Source organism: Mycobacterium persicum, assembly GCF_002086675.1.
GTDB lineage: Bacteria > Actinomycetota > Actinomycetes > Mycobacteriales > Mycobacteriaceae > Mycobacterium > Mycobacterium persicum.
Genome location: NZ_MVIF01000001.1, coordinates 122,014 through 138,738 on the forward strand (window position 1 = coordinate 122,014; position 16,725 = coordinate 138,738).

Annotated in this window: 18 protein-coding genes; 5 read left to right on the forward strand and 13 right to left on the reverse strand. The window is 67.1% G+C overall.

The window, feature by feature from the left end; genetic code table 11:
• The first annotated feature begins 11 nt into the window (after positions 1-11).
• Positions 12-890, forward strand: a complete 879-nt coding sequence (gene mmsB, locus BST40_RS00545; protein ID WP_083153111.1) for a 3-hydroxyisobutyrate dehydrogenase — start codon at positions 12-14, stop codon at positions 888-890.
• 1 nt (position 891) lies between these two features.
• On the opposite strand, the gene BST40_RS00550 is transcribed toward mmsB, so the two are convergent.
• The 11 genes from BST40_RS00550 to secY form a co-directional block, all read right to left on the reverse strand.
• Positions 892-1,440: a TIGR03086 family metal-binding protein gene (locus tag BST40_RS00550; RefSeq protein ID WP_075547074.1), complete on the reverse strand. Its 549-nt coding sequence runs from the start codon at positions 1,438-1,440 to the stop codon at positions 892-894.
• Positions 1,441-1,471: 31 nt separating this feature from the next.
• The gene (locus BST40_RS00555; RefSeq protein ID WP_075547073.1) at positions 1,472-1,984 is read right to left on the reverse strand and encodes a MarR family winged helix-turn-helix transcriptional regulator; all 513 of its coding nucleotides are present in this window, start codon (positions 1,982-1,984) and stop codon (positions 1,472-1,474) included.
• Positions 1,985-2,031: 47 nt separating this feature from the next.
• On the reverse strand, positions 2,032-3,039 hold the full coding sequence (locus tag BST40_RS00560; RefSeq protein WP_075547072.1) for a pyridoxal phosphate-dependent aminotransferase: 1,008 nt from the start codon (positions 3,037-3,039) through the stop codon (positions 2,032-2,034).
• Complete coding sequence (locus BST40_RS00565; RefSeq protein WP_083153172.1) at positions 3,039-4,058, reverse strand: 3-oxoacyl-ACP synthase III family protein; 1,020 nt, start codon at positions 4,056-4,058, stop codon at positions 3,039-3,041. Before BST40_RS00565 ends, BST40_RS00560 begins: the two co-directional genes overlap by 1 nt.
• A gap of 5 nt (positions 4,059-4,063) precedes the next feature.
• Positions 4,064-4,729, reverse strand: coding sequence for a hypothetical protein (locus tag BST40_RS00570; RefSeq protein WP_075547071.1), 666 nt, complete (start codon positions 4,727-4,729; stop codon positions 4,064-4,066).
• Entirely contained in the window at positions 4,710-6,431 is a 1,722-nt protein-coding gene (locus BST40_RS00575) for a thiamine pyrophosphate-binding protein (RefSeq protein WP_083153112.1), read from the reverse strand. The genes BST40_RS00570 and BST40_RS00575 overlap by 20 nt, the downstream gene beginning before the upstream one ends.
• A 51-nt stretch (positions 6,432-6,482) precedes the next feature.
• On the reverse strand, positions 6,483-7,247 hold the full coding sequence (locus BST40_RS00580; protein WP_089024962.1) for an anti-sigma factor family protein: 765 nt from the start codon (positions 7,245-7,247) through the stop codon (positions 6,483-6,485).
• Between the two features lie 69 nt (positions 7,248-7,316).
• Positions 7,317-7,862 carry a sigma-70 family RNA polymerase sigma factor gene (locus tag BST40_RS00585; RefSeq protein ID WP_082275396.1) on the reverse strand — a complete coding sequence of 182 codons (546 nt, stop codon included), beginning with the start codon at positions 7,860-7,862 and terminating at the stop codon, positions 7,317-7,319.
• A gap of 52 nt (positions 7,863-7,914) precedes the next feature.
• Positions 7,915-8,715 carry a type I methionyl aminopeptidase gene (map, locus tag BST40_RS00590; protein ID WP_075547068.1) on the reverse strand — a complete coding sequence of 267 codons (801 nt, stop codon included), beginning with the start codon at positions 8,713-8,715 and terminating at the stop codon, positions 7,915-7,917.
• Between the two features lie 2 nt (positions 8,716-8,717).
• On the reverse strand, positions 8,718-9,263 hold the full coding sequence (locus BST40_RS00595; protein ID WP_075547067.1) for an adenylate kinase: 546 nt from the start codon (positions 9,261-9,263) through the stop codon (positions 8,718-8,720).
• Positions 9,260-10,585: a preprotein translocase subunit SecY gene (gene secY / locus BST40_RS00600; RefSeq protein WP_075511013.1), complete on the reverse strand. Its 1,326-nt coding sequence runs from the start codon at positions 10,583-10,585 to the stop codon at positions 9,260-9,262. Before secY ends, BST40_RS00595 begins: the two co-directional genes overlap by 4 nt.
• Before the next feature lie 233 nt (positions 10,586-10,818).
• On the opposite strand from secY, the gene BST40_RS00605 reads away from it, so the two are divergent.
• On the forward strand, positions 10,819-11,757 hold the full coding sequence (locus BST40_RS00605) for an SAM-dependent methyltransferase (protein WP_083153173.1): 939 nt from the start codon (positions 10,819-10,821) through the stop codon (positions 11,755-11,757).
• 52 nt (positions 11,758-11,809) lie between these two features.
• A complete protein-coding gene (locus BST40_RS00610; RefSeq protein WP_075547066.1) occupies positions 11,810-12,724 on the forward strand; it encodes an SAM-dependent methyltransferase in 915 nt (304 codons plus the stop codon).
• Here the strand turns inward: BST40_RS00610 and BST40_RS00615 are convergent.
• Together BST40_RS00615 and BST40_RS00620 are read right to left on the reverse strand one after the other, a co-directional pair.
• Complete coding sequence (locus BST40_RS00615; protein WP_075547065.1) at positions 12,721-13,386, reverse strand: GNAT family N-acetyltransferase; 666 nt, start codon at positions 13,384-13,386, stop codon at positions 12,721-12,723. The two genes, BST40_RS00610 and BST40_RS00615, sit on opposite strands and share 4 nt — an antisense overlap.
• Positions 13,387-13,427: 41 nt before the next feature.
• Entirely contained in the window at positions 13,428-14,765 is a 1,338-nt protein-coding gene (locus tag BST40_RS00620; RefSeq protein ID WP_083153175.1) for a xylulokinase, read from the reverse strand.
• A 30-nt stretch (positions 14,766-14,795) separates the two neighbouring features.
• On the opposite strand from BST40_RS00620, the gene BST40_RS00625 reads away from it, so the two are divergent.
• Both BST40_RS00625 and BST40_RS00630 read left to right on the forward strand, forming a co-directional pair.
• A complete protein-coding gene (locus BST40_RS00625) occupies positions 14,796-15,785 on the forward strand; it encodes an NAD(P)-dependent oxidoreductase (RefSeq protein WP_075547064.1) in 990 nt (329 codons plus the stop codon).
• A complete protein-coding gene (locus BST40_RS00630) occupies positions 15,782-16,456 on the forward strand; it encodes an L-fuculose-phosphate aldolase (RefSeq protein WP_075547063.1) in 675 nt (224 codons plus the stop codon). The genes BST40_RS00625 and BST40_RS00630 overlap by 4 nt, the downstream gene beginning before the upstream one ends.
• Positions 16,457-16,725 lie beyond the last annotated feature (269 nt).

A 16,725-nucleotide genomic window follows, 5' to 3' on the forward strand; every position in this document is an offset into this window, starting at 1 on the left:
GGCTGCACCACGTGACAGAGACGATCGCGTTCCTCGGACTGGGGAACATGGGCGCGCCGATGTCGGCGAATCTGGTTGCCGCCGGGCACATCGTGCGCGCCTACGACCCCGTGCCCGCGGCCGTGGCGACCGCGACCGCAGCCGGCTGCGCGGTATGCGACAGCGCCGCCGATGCAGTGGCCGATGCCAGCGTGGTCATCACCATGCTGCCCAACGGTGACGTGGTCAAGCGCTGCTATGCCGAGGTGCTGCCCGCCGCGCAACCGGGTGCCCTGTTCATCGACAGCTCAACGATCTCGGTCGACGACGCCCGCGAGGTGCATGCGCTGGCCGCATCGCACGGCCTGGCCCAACTCGACGCGCCGGTTTCCGGCGGTGTCAAGGGTGCCGCGGCCGGGACGCTGGCGTTCATGGTCGGCGGCGACGCGGACGTCTTGGAGCGGGCCCGTCCGGTGCTGGAACCCATGGCGGGCAAGATCATTCACTGCGGTGCGGCCGGGGCGGGCCAGGCCGCCAAGCTGTGCAACAACATGGTGCTGGCCGTGCAGCAGGTCGCGATCGGCGAGGCGTTCGTGCTGGCCGAGAAGCTCGGCCTGTCGGCCCAGTCGCTGTTCGACGTCATCACCGGCGCGACCGGCAACTGCTGGGCGGTGCACACCAATTGCCCGGTGCCGGGCCCGGTTCCGACGTCGCCGGCCAACAATGACTTCAAGCCGGGCTTCGCGACGGCGTTGATGAACAAGGACTTGGGCTTGGCGATGGACGCGGTGACCGCCACCGGATCCGCGGCACCGCTGGGCCGCCACGCCGCCGAAATCTATGCCGAGTTCGCCGCCGACCACGCTGGCTTGGACTTCAGCGCGGTCATCGAGATGCTGCGCAACGGGTAGCTCACCGGACGTTTCGGCCCAGGAATGCGGCCAGCTGATCAGCGGGCGCGCGCTCCACTGAACATGGCTGCTCCTCGGCGAAGGGCTTGCCCGGTCCCCGGAACTGCGGCCCCACGAACACCCGTACGGCGGCGAGCTGTTCGGTCGCCAATTCAGGGTCAAGATCGGTGGGTTGGCCGGTGGCGGCCGCCAGATCCCACGCGTGGGTCAGCACATCGCTGGTGCGGATCCCGACGAAGACCTGGCCGGGCAGCTCACCGAACGGCAGTTTGAAGGTGGTGGACATCCCGTCCGGCGCGGCGAAGACCTCGTGGGCGGCGGCGGCCGCGGTCCGATGGGCCGCCAGGATGTCGTCGGGCCGTGCGGGCGGCTCAACCGGGTGTTGCGCCCATTGCCCGACGTGCTCGTTGCCGCTGATGACGTGCTCGATGAGATCCCGAACTGTCCACTCCGAGCACGGCGTTGGAGCGCTGTGCTGATCGGCACTGACGTTGGCGAGGACGCCGGCGAACGCCTCCTGAGCGCGCTGGTGAGCAACTAATGGGTCCACTGGGCTGCCTTTCTCTCGTTGCCAAACGGTGTCAGACGCTGAAGTCTCCGGCGTTGCGCCGCAACGTTTCAATGGCGGACACCAGCGCCTCCGACTCGCCGGCATCCATTCCGATGTCGGCGAATACCTGCTCGTTGAGGGTCAAGGTGGCGTCCTCGACAGTGGCCCGCCCCAAGTCGGTGATCTGCACCAGCGTGGTCCGCCCGTCGGTAGGGTGCGGCGCCCGTTGCACCAGCCCGTCGGCTTCCAGCCGACGGATCGCGTGCGTGACGCTGGTGACATGAACCTGAAGGCGGTCGGAGGCCTTGGTGATCGGCAACGCTCCGGTACGGCTGAACGCCAATAACCGCAGCAGCTCGAAACGCGAGAAACTCAGATCGTAGGGGCGCAGTGCGGTCTCGACGCGGGCCAGCAGGATCTGGTGCGCACGCATCACCGATGTCACCGCGACCATGCCCTGCGCCACGTCGCTCCACCCGGCTTTCTCCCAGTTGGCCCGGGCCACCGCGATGGGGTCAGGTCTGTCCGGTCGTGATGCAGCCACGCCTTTTCTTACCGCACCGGCGGGGCCATCGGGTCAACACCCGGGATTCATGCCGCAGATTTTCCCACCGCGGCCAACACCGCCAGAGTCGACGCCCGACTGCCCACGGTTATTCGGGCACCGCCGTCCGGGTACAGCCGCACCTGCAGGCCCGCCCGGACGAACACGTCATGCCACAATCGACCCCTCGACGGCAGGTACATGAAGTTCGCGTGCGCATCGGTGGTGGCTATTCCCATGGCGCTCAATTGCCGCCGTAGGTAACGCCGTTCGGCCGTAATCAGCCGAACCCGGTGCAGCAACTGGTCTTCGGCTTCGTAGGAGGCCGCCACCGCAAGTATGCCGGTGCCGGCTATGCCGAACGGAAGCTGCTGGGCCCACAACGCCGCGGCCAATTCCGCTGCGGCCAGGCCGTAGCCGATCCGCAGCCCCGCCAGCCCATAGGCCTTGGAAAAGGTCCGCACCACCAGCACATTGGGGAAACGAGCAAGCAACGCCGAAGCGTCGATTCGATGCTCGGGCGCGGCGAATTCGATGTACGCCTCGTCGAGCAGCACCACGGTGTCCGGGGGCACCCGGCTCAGGAACCGCACCACCGCCGGCACCGGCTCCAGCGTGCCGGTCGGATTGTGCGGCCGGCACAGCACCACCACTCGGGCCTGGGCGGCGGCGGCGGCCAGCGCCCCCAGATCGTGATGGCCGTAGTCGTCGAGAGGGACGGTCACCACCGTCAATCCCGCCAGCTGTGCGACGATCGGATATCCGTCGAAGGTCGGCGCCGCCATCACAATCGCATCCCCGGGAACTGTCACCGCCCGTAGGGCCTGCATCACCACGCCGGTCGCGCCCGCTCCCAGCACCACCCGGTCGGCGCGCATGCCGATATGGCCGGCGATCACGTCGCGCAGCCGTTCCGGCATGAACTCCGGATACCGGTTCACCGCGTCGATCGAGCGAATCAGCGCCGAGCGCACCGCAGGCAGCGGTGGGAACGGGTTCTCATTGAGCGCCAACGCACCAGGGTCGATGGCGTTGGGGCTGATGACGTTGAGCATCAGGGCCGCCCGCCCCAGCGCACCGCCGCGGCCCCGGCGAAGTCGCCGGCGTGCGCAAACCCTGCCATCATGACCGTGTCGCCGGTCGCCACCCGCCCGGTCGAGATGGCCCGATCCAGATTGACCGGAATCCCCGCGCCGAACAGGTTTCCGCATGCGTCAAAGGTGTCCAGGTGCCGTTCGGCGGGCAGTTCGAGTGCTTCTCGCCAGTTGCGCAGAAACACCCGGTTGGGCTGGTTGGTGACCAGCAGGTCAATGTCCTTGGACGGCAGTCCAATCCGATCACAGACCGCCAGCGCCACTTCCGGGACCTGCCGGTTGCCGCGGGCCAGCACCTTGGTGATCTTGCTTTCGGTGAAACCGATGCACAGCTCGCCGGTACCGGGCTGCCACCACTTGCGCGGCGGGTCCGGGGCAAGCGTCATCTCGCCGGCGTATTCGCCATAGGTGCGGCAATCGATGCCGAGAACGGGCGACCGGTCAGACAGCGTGACCAGGCCCACCGCGGCCCCGTCGCCGGGCACTGCCGCTTGCGCCTTGCGACGGACTCCGGGTTGATCGAACACCTGGCCGGCCGAATTCTGCGCGACGGCGATCAACGCCGTGCGCCCCGCGCCCGAGGCCAGCAGTTGGCGAGCCACGTTGAGCGCCAACACGAATACCGCGCACCCGCCGTTGTGCAAGTCCAGCACCCACGAGGGCCGCATGCCCAGGCGGTGAGCGATCCCGCCACCGGCGCCGTAGAACGGCACATCCGGTGCCTGAGTATGGGTGATCAGCACGTCGACGGCGTCGATCGCCTCCTCACCGTGGCGTTCGATCAACCCTCGTGTGGCACGCTCCACCATGTCGACGGCGGTCTCGTCCGGGTCGACGTGATGGCGAAACGCCGGCGCACGGAACATCAGACTGTCACGCAGATCGTCGGATTCGGCGAATTGTGCGTAGTAATCCGCACCGATCGGCTCGCCGGGCAGATAGCTGGAAACGTCAATGAGACTGACGGATTGGCTCACCATGTATGTCACCTCATCCAGACGGGTACGACGGGTAAGCCGTTGCGGTGCCGGTATTCCGCGATGGCCTTGAGGTTCTTCAGTTCCAGCAGGTGGCCGGCACCGAACATGTCCCAGAAATCCCCCACCCAGACCGATCGGTCGGCCGGCGCGGTCTCCGGGTAGGGGTTGTGGTCGTAGAACGGGTGGTGGCAATTCGTCCACAGCACAACCGAACCCGGGCGGTCCAGCACCACCTGCGCGTCGACCACCCGCATCAGGTAGACCATCCACAGGTGCTTGCCCTGATCCCAGGCGCAGTGGTAATCCACCGTCCGGGCCTGCATATTGGCTATGGTGCGGGTGTAGATCCTGGTCTGCGAACCGAGCCGATCGTGGGCCAGCCACAGACCCGGCTCGTCGGTCGGTGTGAAGCCGCGCAGGCTGTAGGTCCACTCCTCGAGGCTGCGGGTGTCGGCCATGTAGGCGAACAGCTCGTCGGGGGGACAATCGATGAAATCGTTGACGGTACAGTACTCCCCGAAAACCTGATCATGCGGATACACCGACCGCATCATCTCCATGATGATCGGGGTGGCCTGCTCCCGCGGGCTGGTTTCGATACGGATCAGCCCGTCAATGGGTGCCACGGTGCCGGTGTGGGTGAAGATATCGTCAAGCGCTGGCAGCGACATCGGTATGGTTCTCCTTCGCGGTGGTTCCAATGAGAAACGGTGCAAACGGCGGAATTTCGTCGGCAGCGCATTCGACACTGACCACCGCCGGCCCGTCGGCATCCAATGCGGTACGCAATGCGATGGTTAACCGACCGACGTCGGTGACGTCGACAGACGACAGGCCCGGAAACATCTCCGCCAGGCCAGATCCCAGCCGGCTGCGACGAAATCTGTTGTAGCTGTAGAGGTCTCCGTAGAAAAGTTGCTCGCGGGTCACGCACATGGCGTGGGCATTGTTGTTGAACAAGACGAACGTCACCGGAAGCCGATACTGAACGGCGGTATGCACCTCCATGCCGTGCATGAAAAACGCGCCGTCCCCGGCGATTACCACGGTGCGTCCGGGGGACCGTCCAGTGTTTCTGCGCCCCAAGGCCATTCCGATGCCGGCACCGAAGCTGTAGCCCATGCCACCCATCCCGAGCGCGACAGCGTACCTGCCGCCCCGGCGGGCCGACAGGTAGTGGATCGCGGCGGCGCCGGTGTTGCCGGCGTCGACCACGATGTCGGTGCCGTCGGGCAGCTCGTCGTTGAGCACCGCCATGGCATCGCGGTAGCACACGCCCGCGCCCGTCCAGGACGGCGGCCGTAGCTCGGCGCGCCGCACCAGGTCCGGTACCCGCAGCCCGGTGGGCCGCCCGGATCCCGAGAGCGCCTGGGTGAGGATGCGCAGTGACCCACGCAGGTCGTCGGTGTGCACATGGGTGCACGCAAGGTAGGGCGGCGCTGAACCGATCGACACCGTCCGCACCGCGGCCAGTGCGTCTTCCAGGCCGGCGCGGGCGGTCACGGGCAACCGGGTGCCGACGACGAGGCACACCGCGCTGCCGGCCACCGCTTCGGCCACGTTCGGGTGCCCCATGACTCCGGTCACGCCCAGCGCCGACGACGATCCGAGGCCCGGTATCCCGGCGACATCCTTGGCCTCCGGCACGGTCGCCACCCTTGCCAGCAACACCGCTCGCAGCTGTTCGAGCTCCATTCGGGCGTTGTCGCGCGCGACCTGCTCGCCGACGATGATCGTGACCGGGCCGTTCGCGCGGCGCAGTAGCTGAGCTATGGGATACGGGTTGCCGATGGGCCGCATGTCTCCCGGCGGCCGGCTGTGGTCGTCGACCGCCACGTATCCCTGCTGAATGTCCTTGGGCAGCAACAACACAGCCGGACCGCCGGTGCGTGCCGCGGCGATGGCGCGCGGCAGGGCCGAGGCAATGTCTGCCGGCGCCAGCACCCGCTGACACGATAGCGACACCGCGGAGAACACCGCTTCTGCATCCAGCGATCCGTTGCGCCCGCTGGTGTCCTGAAAGGCGCCCCGGCCGTCCAGGGCGGTGGCGGATTGACCGACCAGGGCAAGCACCGGCACCCGGCTTGCCAGCGCCTCCCCCAATCCCGCGACGAGATTGAGGGCGCCGCCGCCGGAGGTCGCTATCACCACTCCTAACCCAGATCCCAGCCCGGCTCCGCTGCGACTGTAGCCGTCGGCCATTGCGGCAGCGGAGAATTCGTGCTTGGCCAGGACGGCGCACAGCGACGGGTGGAAATGCGCGGCGTCGTAGAGGTCTTCGATGTTGGCTCCGTCCACACCGAAGACGTGGTCTACCCCGATTGCCGCGAGGTGGTCCACGATGTGGTCGACCACCCGGTGTTTCCTCGGCATGTCGGTAACACGACCCGCGGCGAACTTCAGTTCACCGCGGGCCGAGCGAATTCAGAGCGAACGCTGCAGCAGCACTTGGCCGGTATCGGCGTAAACCACTTGCACGGCGGCGATTCGATCGACCGGTATCGAGATGCTGCCGGCCGGTGTCGCGGTGTGGCCGGGTTCGGCCACCCACGTCGCCAGCCGGGTTTGGCTGCCGTCGCGACCCACCACGACCATCGCCAGCGTGTCGTGGGGCGCATCCGGCGGAGCCAGGCAAACACACCGCAGGTTGATGAACGTCCCCCAGTGCTCGGGGTGCACCGACACCGTCGAAACCAGCAGTTTGGTCCCGACCTGAGCCATCGGCTGTGCCGACACGGCCGGCGACTGCGGTGATCCGGTATGCCCCTGGACGCCTACCAGCACAGCGATGCCCAACAGCACGGCCGCGGCGGCCGAGGCCACCCACGTCGCCAGCCGGGCGCGGCGACGGCGCCAGCGCACCGTTGCCAACAATGACGGCAACAATTGCGGCGAGAGCTGCGGCGCAGCCGGCGGACCACCCGCGGCGGGACCGGACTCGTTCATCGCCGCCACCTCGTCACGGTCGAGCTGCGAAAGCAATGCGGGCACACCGGAGAGTTCGACGACGGCCTGGCGGCAGCCGGGACACCCGTTCATGTGCTCTTCGTATTCGCGGCGATCGGTCGCCGACAGCGACCCCAATACGTAAGCGGCGTCCCACATCCCGTAGGGGTGGTTGCGACCGGTCGTCAGGTCATAGCCCTCGTTGTCACCGGGCGGGCCAAGCCCCCTAAGCGACGTGACCATGTCATCCATCTCCTGTCACCCCCAAGTATTCGGAACGGACGGCCGCCCGGATGGGTCCGTGAACGGTCGTCATCGCGTCACCCCAAGTTCCTGCAGGCCGAGGCGCAGCGCCCGCACCGCGTAGTGCAGTCGCGACTTGACGGTGCCTTCGGCGATTCCGAGGTCGCCGGCAATCTGCGCGGTGGTCCAACCACGATAGTAGGACCGCTCGATCACGGCCCGGTGCTCGTCGGACAGGTGAGCCATCGCCTCGGCGATCAGCAACCGGTCCAGCGCCGCGTTCACCTCGTCGGGCACGGACTGCTCGGGCGCGCCCGATTCGTCGCTGGAGCCGACGACATTGCGGAACCGCGCGCTGCGCCGATCGTCGATGATCATGTTGCGCGCGACGGTGAACAACCACGCGCGCGCCGACCGCTCGGTATCACCTATCACTTCGGGGTGTTGCCATGCCCGCAACAACGTCTCCTGGACAACGTCCTCGGCCTGGCTCGCGTCGCCGGTCAACCGCAAGGCATAACGCCACAACACCGCGGCATGCTCGTCGTAGAGCGCCTTCATCAGCGCGGCCTCGGTAGCCCCGGACGCCGCCCGAGTGCCGGCCACCCGACCCACTCGATCACCTCCCGCTTCTGACACGAGTCGAGTAGGTGTTTGGTTCAGCCGTCTAACCAAAGGTCAAGACTCGGGGCCCGTCCTCGGTTACCGCAACTGTGTGCTCCCAGTGTGCCGCACGCGATCCGTCGGCAGTAGTGACTGTCCAGTTGTCGTCGAGCACCACGGTCCGGCCGGTGCCCAGGGTCAGCATCGGTTCGATGGCCAGCACCGAGCCCGCGGCCAGCACCGGCCCGCGCCCGGGAGCGCCCTCGTTGGGCAAGAACGGATCCAGATGCATCTGCCGGCCGATCCCGTGGCCGCCGTACCCGTCGACGATTCCGAACGAACGGCCGTAGCGGGTCTCGGCGGTGCGGGTGCCCTGCTCGATGGCATGCGAGACGTCGGTCAGCCGATTACCGACCACCATCGCCTTGATTCCGGCCTCCAATGAGGCCCGGGTCGCTTCCGACAGGGCTTCGTCGGCCGGACTGAGCCGTCCGACCCCGAAGGTGATGGCCGCGTCGCCGTGCCAGCCGTCCAGGACCGCCCCGCAATCGATCGAAACCAGGTCGCCGGCGGCCAGGATTTCGGCGGCGGACGGAATGCCGTGGACCACGCGGTCATTGACCGAGACGCAGATCGACGCCGGGTAGCCGTGATAGCCCAGGAACGACGGGGTCGCGCCGGCTTCGCGGATCACGGTCTCGGCGATGTCGTCGAGGCTCAGGCTGGACACCCCGGCGACCGCCGCCGCCCGGGCGGCCCGCAGGGCCGCGGCCACGACGGAGCCCGCCGCGGCCATTGCGTCAAGCTCGCCGGCAGTGCGTTGTGGCACGACTTTGCGGCCCCGCAACCGTGCCAGGGCACGCATGGCTACTTCCCCAGGGCCTGCAACGCGCGAGCGAACACTTCATCCATGGTGCCAACCGCGTCGACGGTTTTCAGTTGGCTGCTGTAATACTCCAGCAGCGGCGCGGTCTCATCGCGGTAAACCTTCATCCGGTTGAGGATCACGTCGTCGGTGTCGTCGGCGCGGCCACGGCTCTTGAGCCGCTCCAGCAACACCTCCTCGGACACCCGGAACTCCAGCACGGCGTCGATGTCGGTCCCCCGGCGTTCGAGCATCTCGTGCAGCGCCTTGGCCTGTTCCACCGAGCGTGGGTATCCGTCGAGGATGAATCCGTTGGCCGCGTCCGGGTTGTTCAATCGATCGTCGACGAGTTGGTTTGTCAGATCGGACGGCACCAGGTTACCGGCGCTCAGGTACCGCTTGGCCTCGATGCCCAGCTTGGTGCCGTCTTCAATGTTTTGCCGGAACAGCTCGCCGGTGGAGATCTGCGGGATCCCCAGCTTTTCGGCCAGCTTTTGGGCTTGCGTCCCCTTGCCCGCCCCGGGCGGTCCCAGCAAAACGACTCTCACTTGAGGAACCCTTCGTAGTTGCGCTGCATGAGCTGACTCTCGATCTGTTTGACCGTATCCAAACCGACACCGATCATGATCAGAACCGCGGTACCCCCGAAGGGTAGGTTCTGAACTCCGCCACTGGCGCCGATCTGCAGGAACAGATTGGGCAACACGGCAATCACGCCGAGGTAGATCGAACCCGGCAGGGTAATCCGGCTCAGCACATAACGCAGGTAATCAGCGGTCGGGCGGCCCGGACGAATGCCTGGAATAAAGCCGCCGAACTTTTTCATCTCGTCGGCACGCTCGTCGGGATTGAACGTGATCGACACATAGAAGTAGGTGAAGAAGATGATCAGGCCGAAGTAGATGGCGATATAGCCGATGTTGCTGGGGTCGGACAGGTAGGTGGCGACGAACTTGTCCCACCAGCCACGACCGAGACCCCCGGTGCCGCTGCGGACCAGCTGAGTGATCAGGTGCGGAATGTAGATCAGCGACGAAGCAAAGATCACCGGGATGACGCCGGCCTGGTTGACCTTGAGCGGCAGATATGTCGACGTCCCGCCATACATCCGCCGGCCCACCATCCGTTTGGCGTATTGCACCGGGATGCGGCGCTGGCCCTGCTCGACGAAGACCACGCCGACGATGATGATCAGCGTGGCCACGCAGACCGCGGCGAAGACCGCGCCGCCGCGGCTTTCCAGGATGTCATGTCCTTCGGGATAGATGCGGGCGGCAATACCGACGAAGATCAGTAGCGACATGCCGTTGCCGATGCCGCGTTCGGTGATCAACTCGCCCATCCACATCACCAGCGCCGCGCCACTGGTCATCACCAGCACGATGACGACCAGGGTGAAAATGCTGTCATCGGCGATGATTTTCTCGCGGCAGCCTTGCAGCAGCTGGTCGTTGGCCGCCAGCGCCACGATGCTGGTGGCCTGCAGAATCGCCAGCGCGATCGCCAGATAACGGGTGTACTGCGTCATCTTGGCCTGGCCGGACTGGCCCTCCTTACGCAGTTCCTCAAATCGGGGAATGACGACGGTCAGCAGCTGCACGATGATGCTGGCGGTGATGTACGGCATCACCCCGACCGCGAACACCGTGAGCTTGAGCAGCGCACCGCCGGAGAACAGGTTGATCAGCGAGTAGATCTGGCCGGCTTCGCCGCTGCTGGCCTGTTTGATGCACTGCTGGACGTGTGGGAAGTCGACGCCCGGAGACGGCAGCGAGGCGCCGACCCGGTACAGCACCACGATGCCCAGCGTGAAGAGGATCTTCCGTCTCAGGTCGACCGTACGCAGCGATGAGATGAAAGCCGAAAGCACTACTTCCTCCTGCGCAGCGGGGGTCATCCTGCATTACGCGCCCAACACTCGCAGGCCAGGACGTACGGCCGCATTATCTACAGCGCGTCAAACCGTTACGAGATTAACAGCTGATGTGGGTGGAACTTGCCAGGGTGCCGTGGCGGCCCCGGGTGAGGGGTACAGTCATGGTAGTTCGTTATATTTGCTAAGTATCAATGAGTTGGCCGGCGGAGGGCAAACGGATGACGCAATTGGGTAGCGCGCGCTTCGAGGGGGACACCTGGGATCTGGCTTCCAGCGTGGGTTTGACGGCCACCATGGTGGCGGCCGCACGCGCGGCGGCCTGCCGGGACGCCAACGGCGCCGGAGCCATTGCCAGCGACCACTTCGCCGAGCCGCTGGTCGAAGCGGTGGGCGTGGACTTCTTCAGCCGCGTCGCCAGTGGCGAGCTGAATACCGCCGGCCTCGATGACGACACGGCCGACGGCATCCGGCACTTCGCCAACAGTATGGCCGTGCGCACCAGATTCTTCGACGACTACTTCACCGACGCAACCCGGGCCGGTATCCGCCAGGCCGTCATCCTGGCATCCGGTCTGGATTCCCGTGCCTACCGGCTGCCCTGGCCGGCCGGTACCACCGTGTTCGAAGTCGACCAGCCGCGGGTGATCGAGTTCAAGACCGCGACCCTGGCCGGCCTGGGCGCCCAGCCGACGGCCGATCGGCGCCCGGTAGCGGTCGACTTGCGGGACGACTGGCCGGCGGCATTGCGCGAAGCCGGCTTCGACCCGGCCCAGCCAACCGCCTGGTCCGCAGAAGGGCTGCTGGGTTACCTGCCGGCGCAGGCCCAGGACCGGCTGCTGGACCAGGTGACCGCCCACAGCGCGCCGGGAAGCCGGTTCGCCACCGAGGGTCTGCTCGACGTCAACGATCTCAACCGAGAAGAGCTGCGACGGCGCATGCGGCGCCAGAACGAACGGTGGAATCGCCACGGCTTCGATCTCGACATGGCGGCTCTGCTGTATTTCGACGACCGCACCGACGCGGGCACATATCTGGCCGCCCATGGTTGGCGGATCGCCGGGGTGAGCAACACCGAGCTGTTCGCCCGACACGGTCTACCGCCCGTCGACGGTGACGACGCGCCCTTCGGCGAGGTGGTCTACCTCTCGGCCGAATTCGGGGGCTAGGCCACACTGTATTGGAAGTCCTCCACATCGACGCGAGCTGAAACTGAAAAACATGGCTATCGACTCATCCCGATCCCCCGGCGACAGCTGGGATTTGGCATCCAGCGTCGGCGCCACGGCGACGATGGTCGCCGCCGCCCGCGCGCTGGCGTCCACGGCGGCCGACCCGATCGTCGACGACCCGTTCGCCGCCCCGCTGGTGCGCGCGGTCGGCCTCGGCTTCTTCGCGCGCCTGGTCGACGACGACATACCCCGTGACGAGGAAGCCGACCGCGAATTGCAGGTCATCACGGAGTCGATCGCGGTGCGCACCCGGTTCTTCGACGAATACTTCCGCGATGCCGGCCGCGACGGGCTTCGCCAATACGTCATCTTGGCCGCCGGCCTCGACGCCCGGGCCTACCGGTTGTCCTGGCCGGGTGACAGCGTGGTCTACGAGGTCGATCAGCCCGCGGTTGTCGAGTTCAAGAGCAGCACCATGTCGGCACTGGGCGCCGTCCCCGCGGCACGGCGCCGAACGGTCAGCATCGACCTACGCGACGACTGGCCGAATGCCTTGCGCCACAACGGATTCGACCAAACGAAACCGACGGCGTGGAGCGCCGAGGGCTTGCTGATGTATCTGCCGCCCGACGCCCAGGACCGCCTGTTCGACAACATCACCGAGCTGAGCGCGCCCGGAAGCAGGCTGGCCACCGAGTACCATCCTGACACCGGAGCGACGATGGCCCAGCGTGCCCAGGAGTTCAACCAGCGGTGGGCCACCTTGGGTTGCGATATCGACTTGTTGGGATTGTTCTACGACGGCGAGCGCAGCAACGTCGTGGAGTACCTGACCGGCCATGGCTGGCAGGTGGGCGCCCGGCCACGCCGGGAGTTGTTTACCGACTACGGTCGCGCCTTACCCGATGACGACATGTCGCAGCTCGGCGACATCGTTGCCGTCACCGCAACGCTTAACCACTAGGCCGGATGGGCCGCCGGCGCGCGGACGACCATCGGAACGGCCGGGAACGCCCACGCCATCTCCGAGCGCGACTTGCGCAGAGCCGCTGTGCCGTAACCCTTCTTACGGTGCTCGGGGCGTATCCAGATCCGGACGTTCACCTCGCCGTGGAGAAGCTCGCCGAACACCATGCCCACCTTCTCCCCGGAATCGACAGCGACGAACCAGGCCGCCTCCTCGTCGTCGACTCGGCTGATCGCCGCCTTGATCTCGTCGTCGAGGTTGCCGGCGGGCCCGCCGGACCCGTCGCCGGCCGCACCCATTTCCTCGGTGCGCACGGCGAAGATGTCGCGGTCCTCCTTGGCGGAAAAGGGCCGCAGCTCCAGGGTCTCGCCGAAGCTCGCGGGACGATCTTTCGCGGCGAAAGTCAGCTGTTGGTTCAGGTCTTCGAGTTCGGCCAGGATCTGCTTGCGAGCATCCTGGGTGAGCTGCTCGAAGGACATGCTCATCACCGCTTCGGCGGCCACATGCGAGGTGCCCAGCAGCGTCACGATCGCCTCGACCGCTGCCGCTTTGTTCTCGGCCTCGACGATGGCGTCGGCGACCTCATGCCGACGTTCAAGTGCGGCGTACAAGGCATCTGCGATCTCGCGGCGGACGGCAGTCTGGTCGTGGTCTGTCATTGCATAAGCGTAGAACGACCTACCCGGTATCGCGCCACCCGCTAGACCAACTTTGATCCACTGAGCTCCAGGAACCGCCGATAGCGCTCTTTGGTTGGACCGATCCACTCCGGACGGGGTTCCACGACCCGCTCGATCGAGGTCCAGCGGGCGGCGTCGGTGATCGACGACTCCAGACCGGCCGCCATGCGCCCGAGGAAAGCCGCGCCCAGGGCAGCTCCCTCGGCCACGCGGGACACCTGCACCGGCCTGCCGGTCGCCTCCGCGATGGCCTGCAGCCAGGGCTGGACGCGGGTGCCACCACCGGATGCGACGAGCCGCAAGGCCGGCGCCCCGCTCAACTCGATCAGCTGGCGCACCACGAAGCCCGATGCTTCGAAGGCCGCCCGCCGAACCGACGCGGGGTCCTGGGTGAGGTCCAGGCCGTCGAGCAGTGCCCGGCGGTCGGGATCATGGAACGGCGTGCGTTCGCCACGAATATAAGGCAGCCAGACCGGTACCCGCCGCGGGTCGGCGGCAGCCGGATCACCCGGTGCCACAACGCGATCCACCCAGCCGAGGAACAAGCCTCCCGCGTTGCTGGCCCCGCCGATCTGGCTCTTGCCGGCGGCCGTGTGCGGTATGGTCCACAAGCCCGGCACCAGCCGAGGCTCGGCGATGGCCGTCCATACGATCAGCGTGGTGCCACACAGCACCAGCACATCGCCGTCGTGGTCGGCGCCCGCCACGATCTGCTCACACAGGGCGTCGATGGCACCGGTCCCCAGCACCGCGTCGGTGCCGTGGACCTGACCGATCGCCGAACCGAACGTTTGGACCCGAGGCAGCTGCGCGACGCTGGCCCCGCAGTCTGCGCACGCCGCAGGGTTCCAGCGCGACCCGTCGAACAACGGCAAACCCGTTACGGCCGTGGCGAAGTCGATCACCGGCTCACCCGCCAACGCGTAGTTGGCCACCGCCGGCGCCGGCCAGTAGCCGGTCGCGTCGGGCGCTTCGGCGGCCGTCCAGCGCAGGAACTCGGCGGCTTCACCCACCGACGGCAGCGGCTGTTGGGCGGCCCCGGGTACTCGGCCCCTGCTGTCGCCGTAGAGCAGTCCGGGGGTGATGGGCCGGCCGTCGGAGTCGACGGCGGTCAGCGACGGCACCATCGCCGAAACGGCCACCGCTTTCGCGGCGGCCGGGGCCAGCTGGTCCAGGGCCGCCAACGGACCCCGCCGCCATGCCTCGTCAGCATCGTGCTCGAGCCGGTCGGGGGCGGGCACCCGCAGCTGATGCGGGATCCGCACTCGCGCTTTGACGTTGCCGTTCTCGTCGGCGACCACCGCCTTGACCGCCGTGCTGCCGATGTCGATGCCCATTGTGACGGCTTCGCGTGACACGGGCGCCACGGTACGCCAGCATTAGCAGACGTGACGTCTCGACCGCGCGCCCTGGTGACGGCCCCGCTGCGGGGACCGGGGTTGGCGAAACTACGGCACCTGGCCGATGTCGTATACGACCCCTGGATCGACCAGACCCCGCTGCGCATCTACAACGCCGAGCAGCTGGCCCAACGGATCACCGTCGAGGCCGCCGATATCGTTGTGGTGGAATCGGATTCGGTCAGCCCACCGGTGTTCGACCAGCGGTCGCGCGCCCTGATTGCCATAGCCGCCACCCGTGGGGATCCCAACAACGTCGACATCGCTGGCGCCACCGCGGCCGGCATCCCGGTGCTGAACACCCCGGCGCGTAACGCCGATGCGGTTGCCGAAATGACAGTGGCGCTACTGCTGGCCGCCACCCGTCATGTGCTCGCTGCCGATGCAGATGTGCGCTCCGGCAACATTTTTCGCGACGGGTTGATTCCCTATCAGCGGTTCCGCGGCCGGGAGATCGCCGGGCTCACCGCGGGCCTGGTGGGTCTGGGCGCGGTGGGCAGAGCCCTGCGGTGGCGGCTGTCCGGGCTGGGTTTGCGGGTGATCGCCCATGACCCGTACAACGAGGAAGCCCGCCACCGCCTCGACGAGTTGCTCGCCGAATCCGACGTCATCTCCCTGCATGCGCCGGTCACCGACGACACCGTGGGCATGATCGGCGCCGAGCAGTTCGCAGCCATGCGCGACGGCGTCGTCTTCCTCAACACCGCCCGGGCGCAGCTGCACGACACCGACGCGCTGGTGGACGCCCTGCGCGGCGGCAAGGTGGCCGCAGCCGGCCTAGACCACTTCGCCGGCGAATGGCTGCCGCCCGATCATCCACTGACGGGCCTACCCAACGTCGTGCTCACCCCGCACATCGGCGGGGCCACCTGGAACACTGAGGCCCGGCAGGCGCAGCTGGTGGCCGACGACCTGGAGGCGCTGTTGTCCGGCAACCGGCCCACTCATATCGTCAACCCGGAGGTGCTCGGCTCATGACATCGGTGAAAACCGCTAGGTCCGTGGACAACCCCGAGGCCGCCGTGCTGGCGGCTGCCAAGGACATGCTGCGCCGCGGACTGGTCGAAGGAACGGCGGGCAATATTTCCGCCCGGCGCCACGACGGCAACATCGTCATCACGCCATCCTCGGTCGACTACAGCGACATGGTCCTCGATGACCTGGTACTCGTCGACCCGGAAGGAGCTGTGCTGCAAGCCGGGCCGGGCCGCTCGCCGTCGACGGAGATGAAGCTGCATCTGGCGTGCTACCAGGCGTTCGACGACATCGGCAGCGTCATCCACAGCCATCCGGTGTGGGCGACCATGTTCGCCGTCGCCCATCAGCCGATTCCGGCCTGCATCGACGAGTTCGCGGTTTACTGCGGCGGGGACGTGCACTGCACCGAATACGCCGCGTCCGGCACTCCCGAGGTGGGACACAACGCGGTACGGGCTCTGCGGGACCGCGCCGCAGCCCTGATCGCCAACCATGGCCTGGTGGCCGTCGGGCCCCGGCCGGACAAGGTCTTGCACGTCACCGCCCTGGTCGAACGGACCGCCCAAATCGTCTGGGGCGCAAGTGCTCTCGGCGGCCCGGTGCCCATTCCCGAGGACGTGAACCGCAATTTCGCCGGCGTCTACAGCTACCTGCGCGCCAATCCGCTGTAGCCGACTGTGAGCGGTACGACGCGACACGCCGCGAAGGCGTCGTGAGATTCACAATCGGCCCCGCTCGCGCCACTGCCGCGGCGAGGCGCCATGGGCGCGGCTGAACAGTCTGCTGAAGTAGCCGGGGTCGGACCTGCCTCCGCAGTTACCGCACGCCTTCGTGGTGACCAGTTCGCAGGCCCGGTTCCTCACCGTGCACACGCCCGCGGGCTTCGACAAGTTCACGCTGGCCGCCGGAACTCCGGCCGGCGCTACCGCGGTCGCACCGC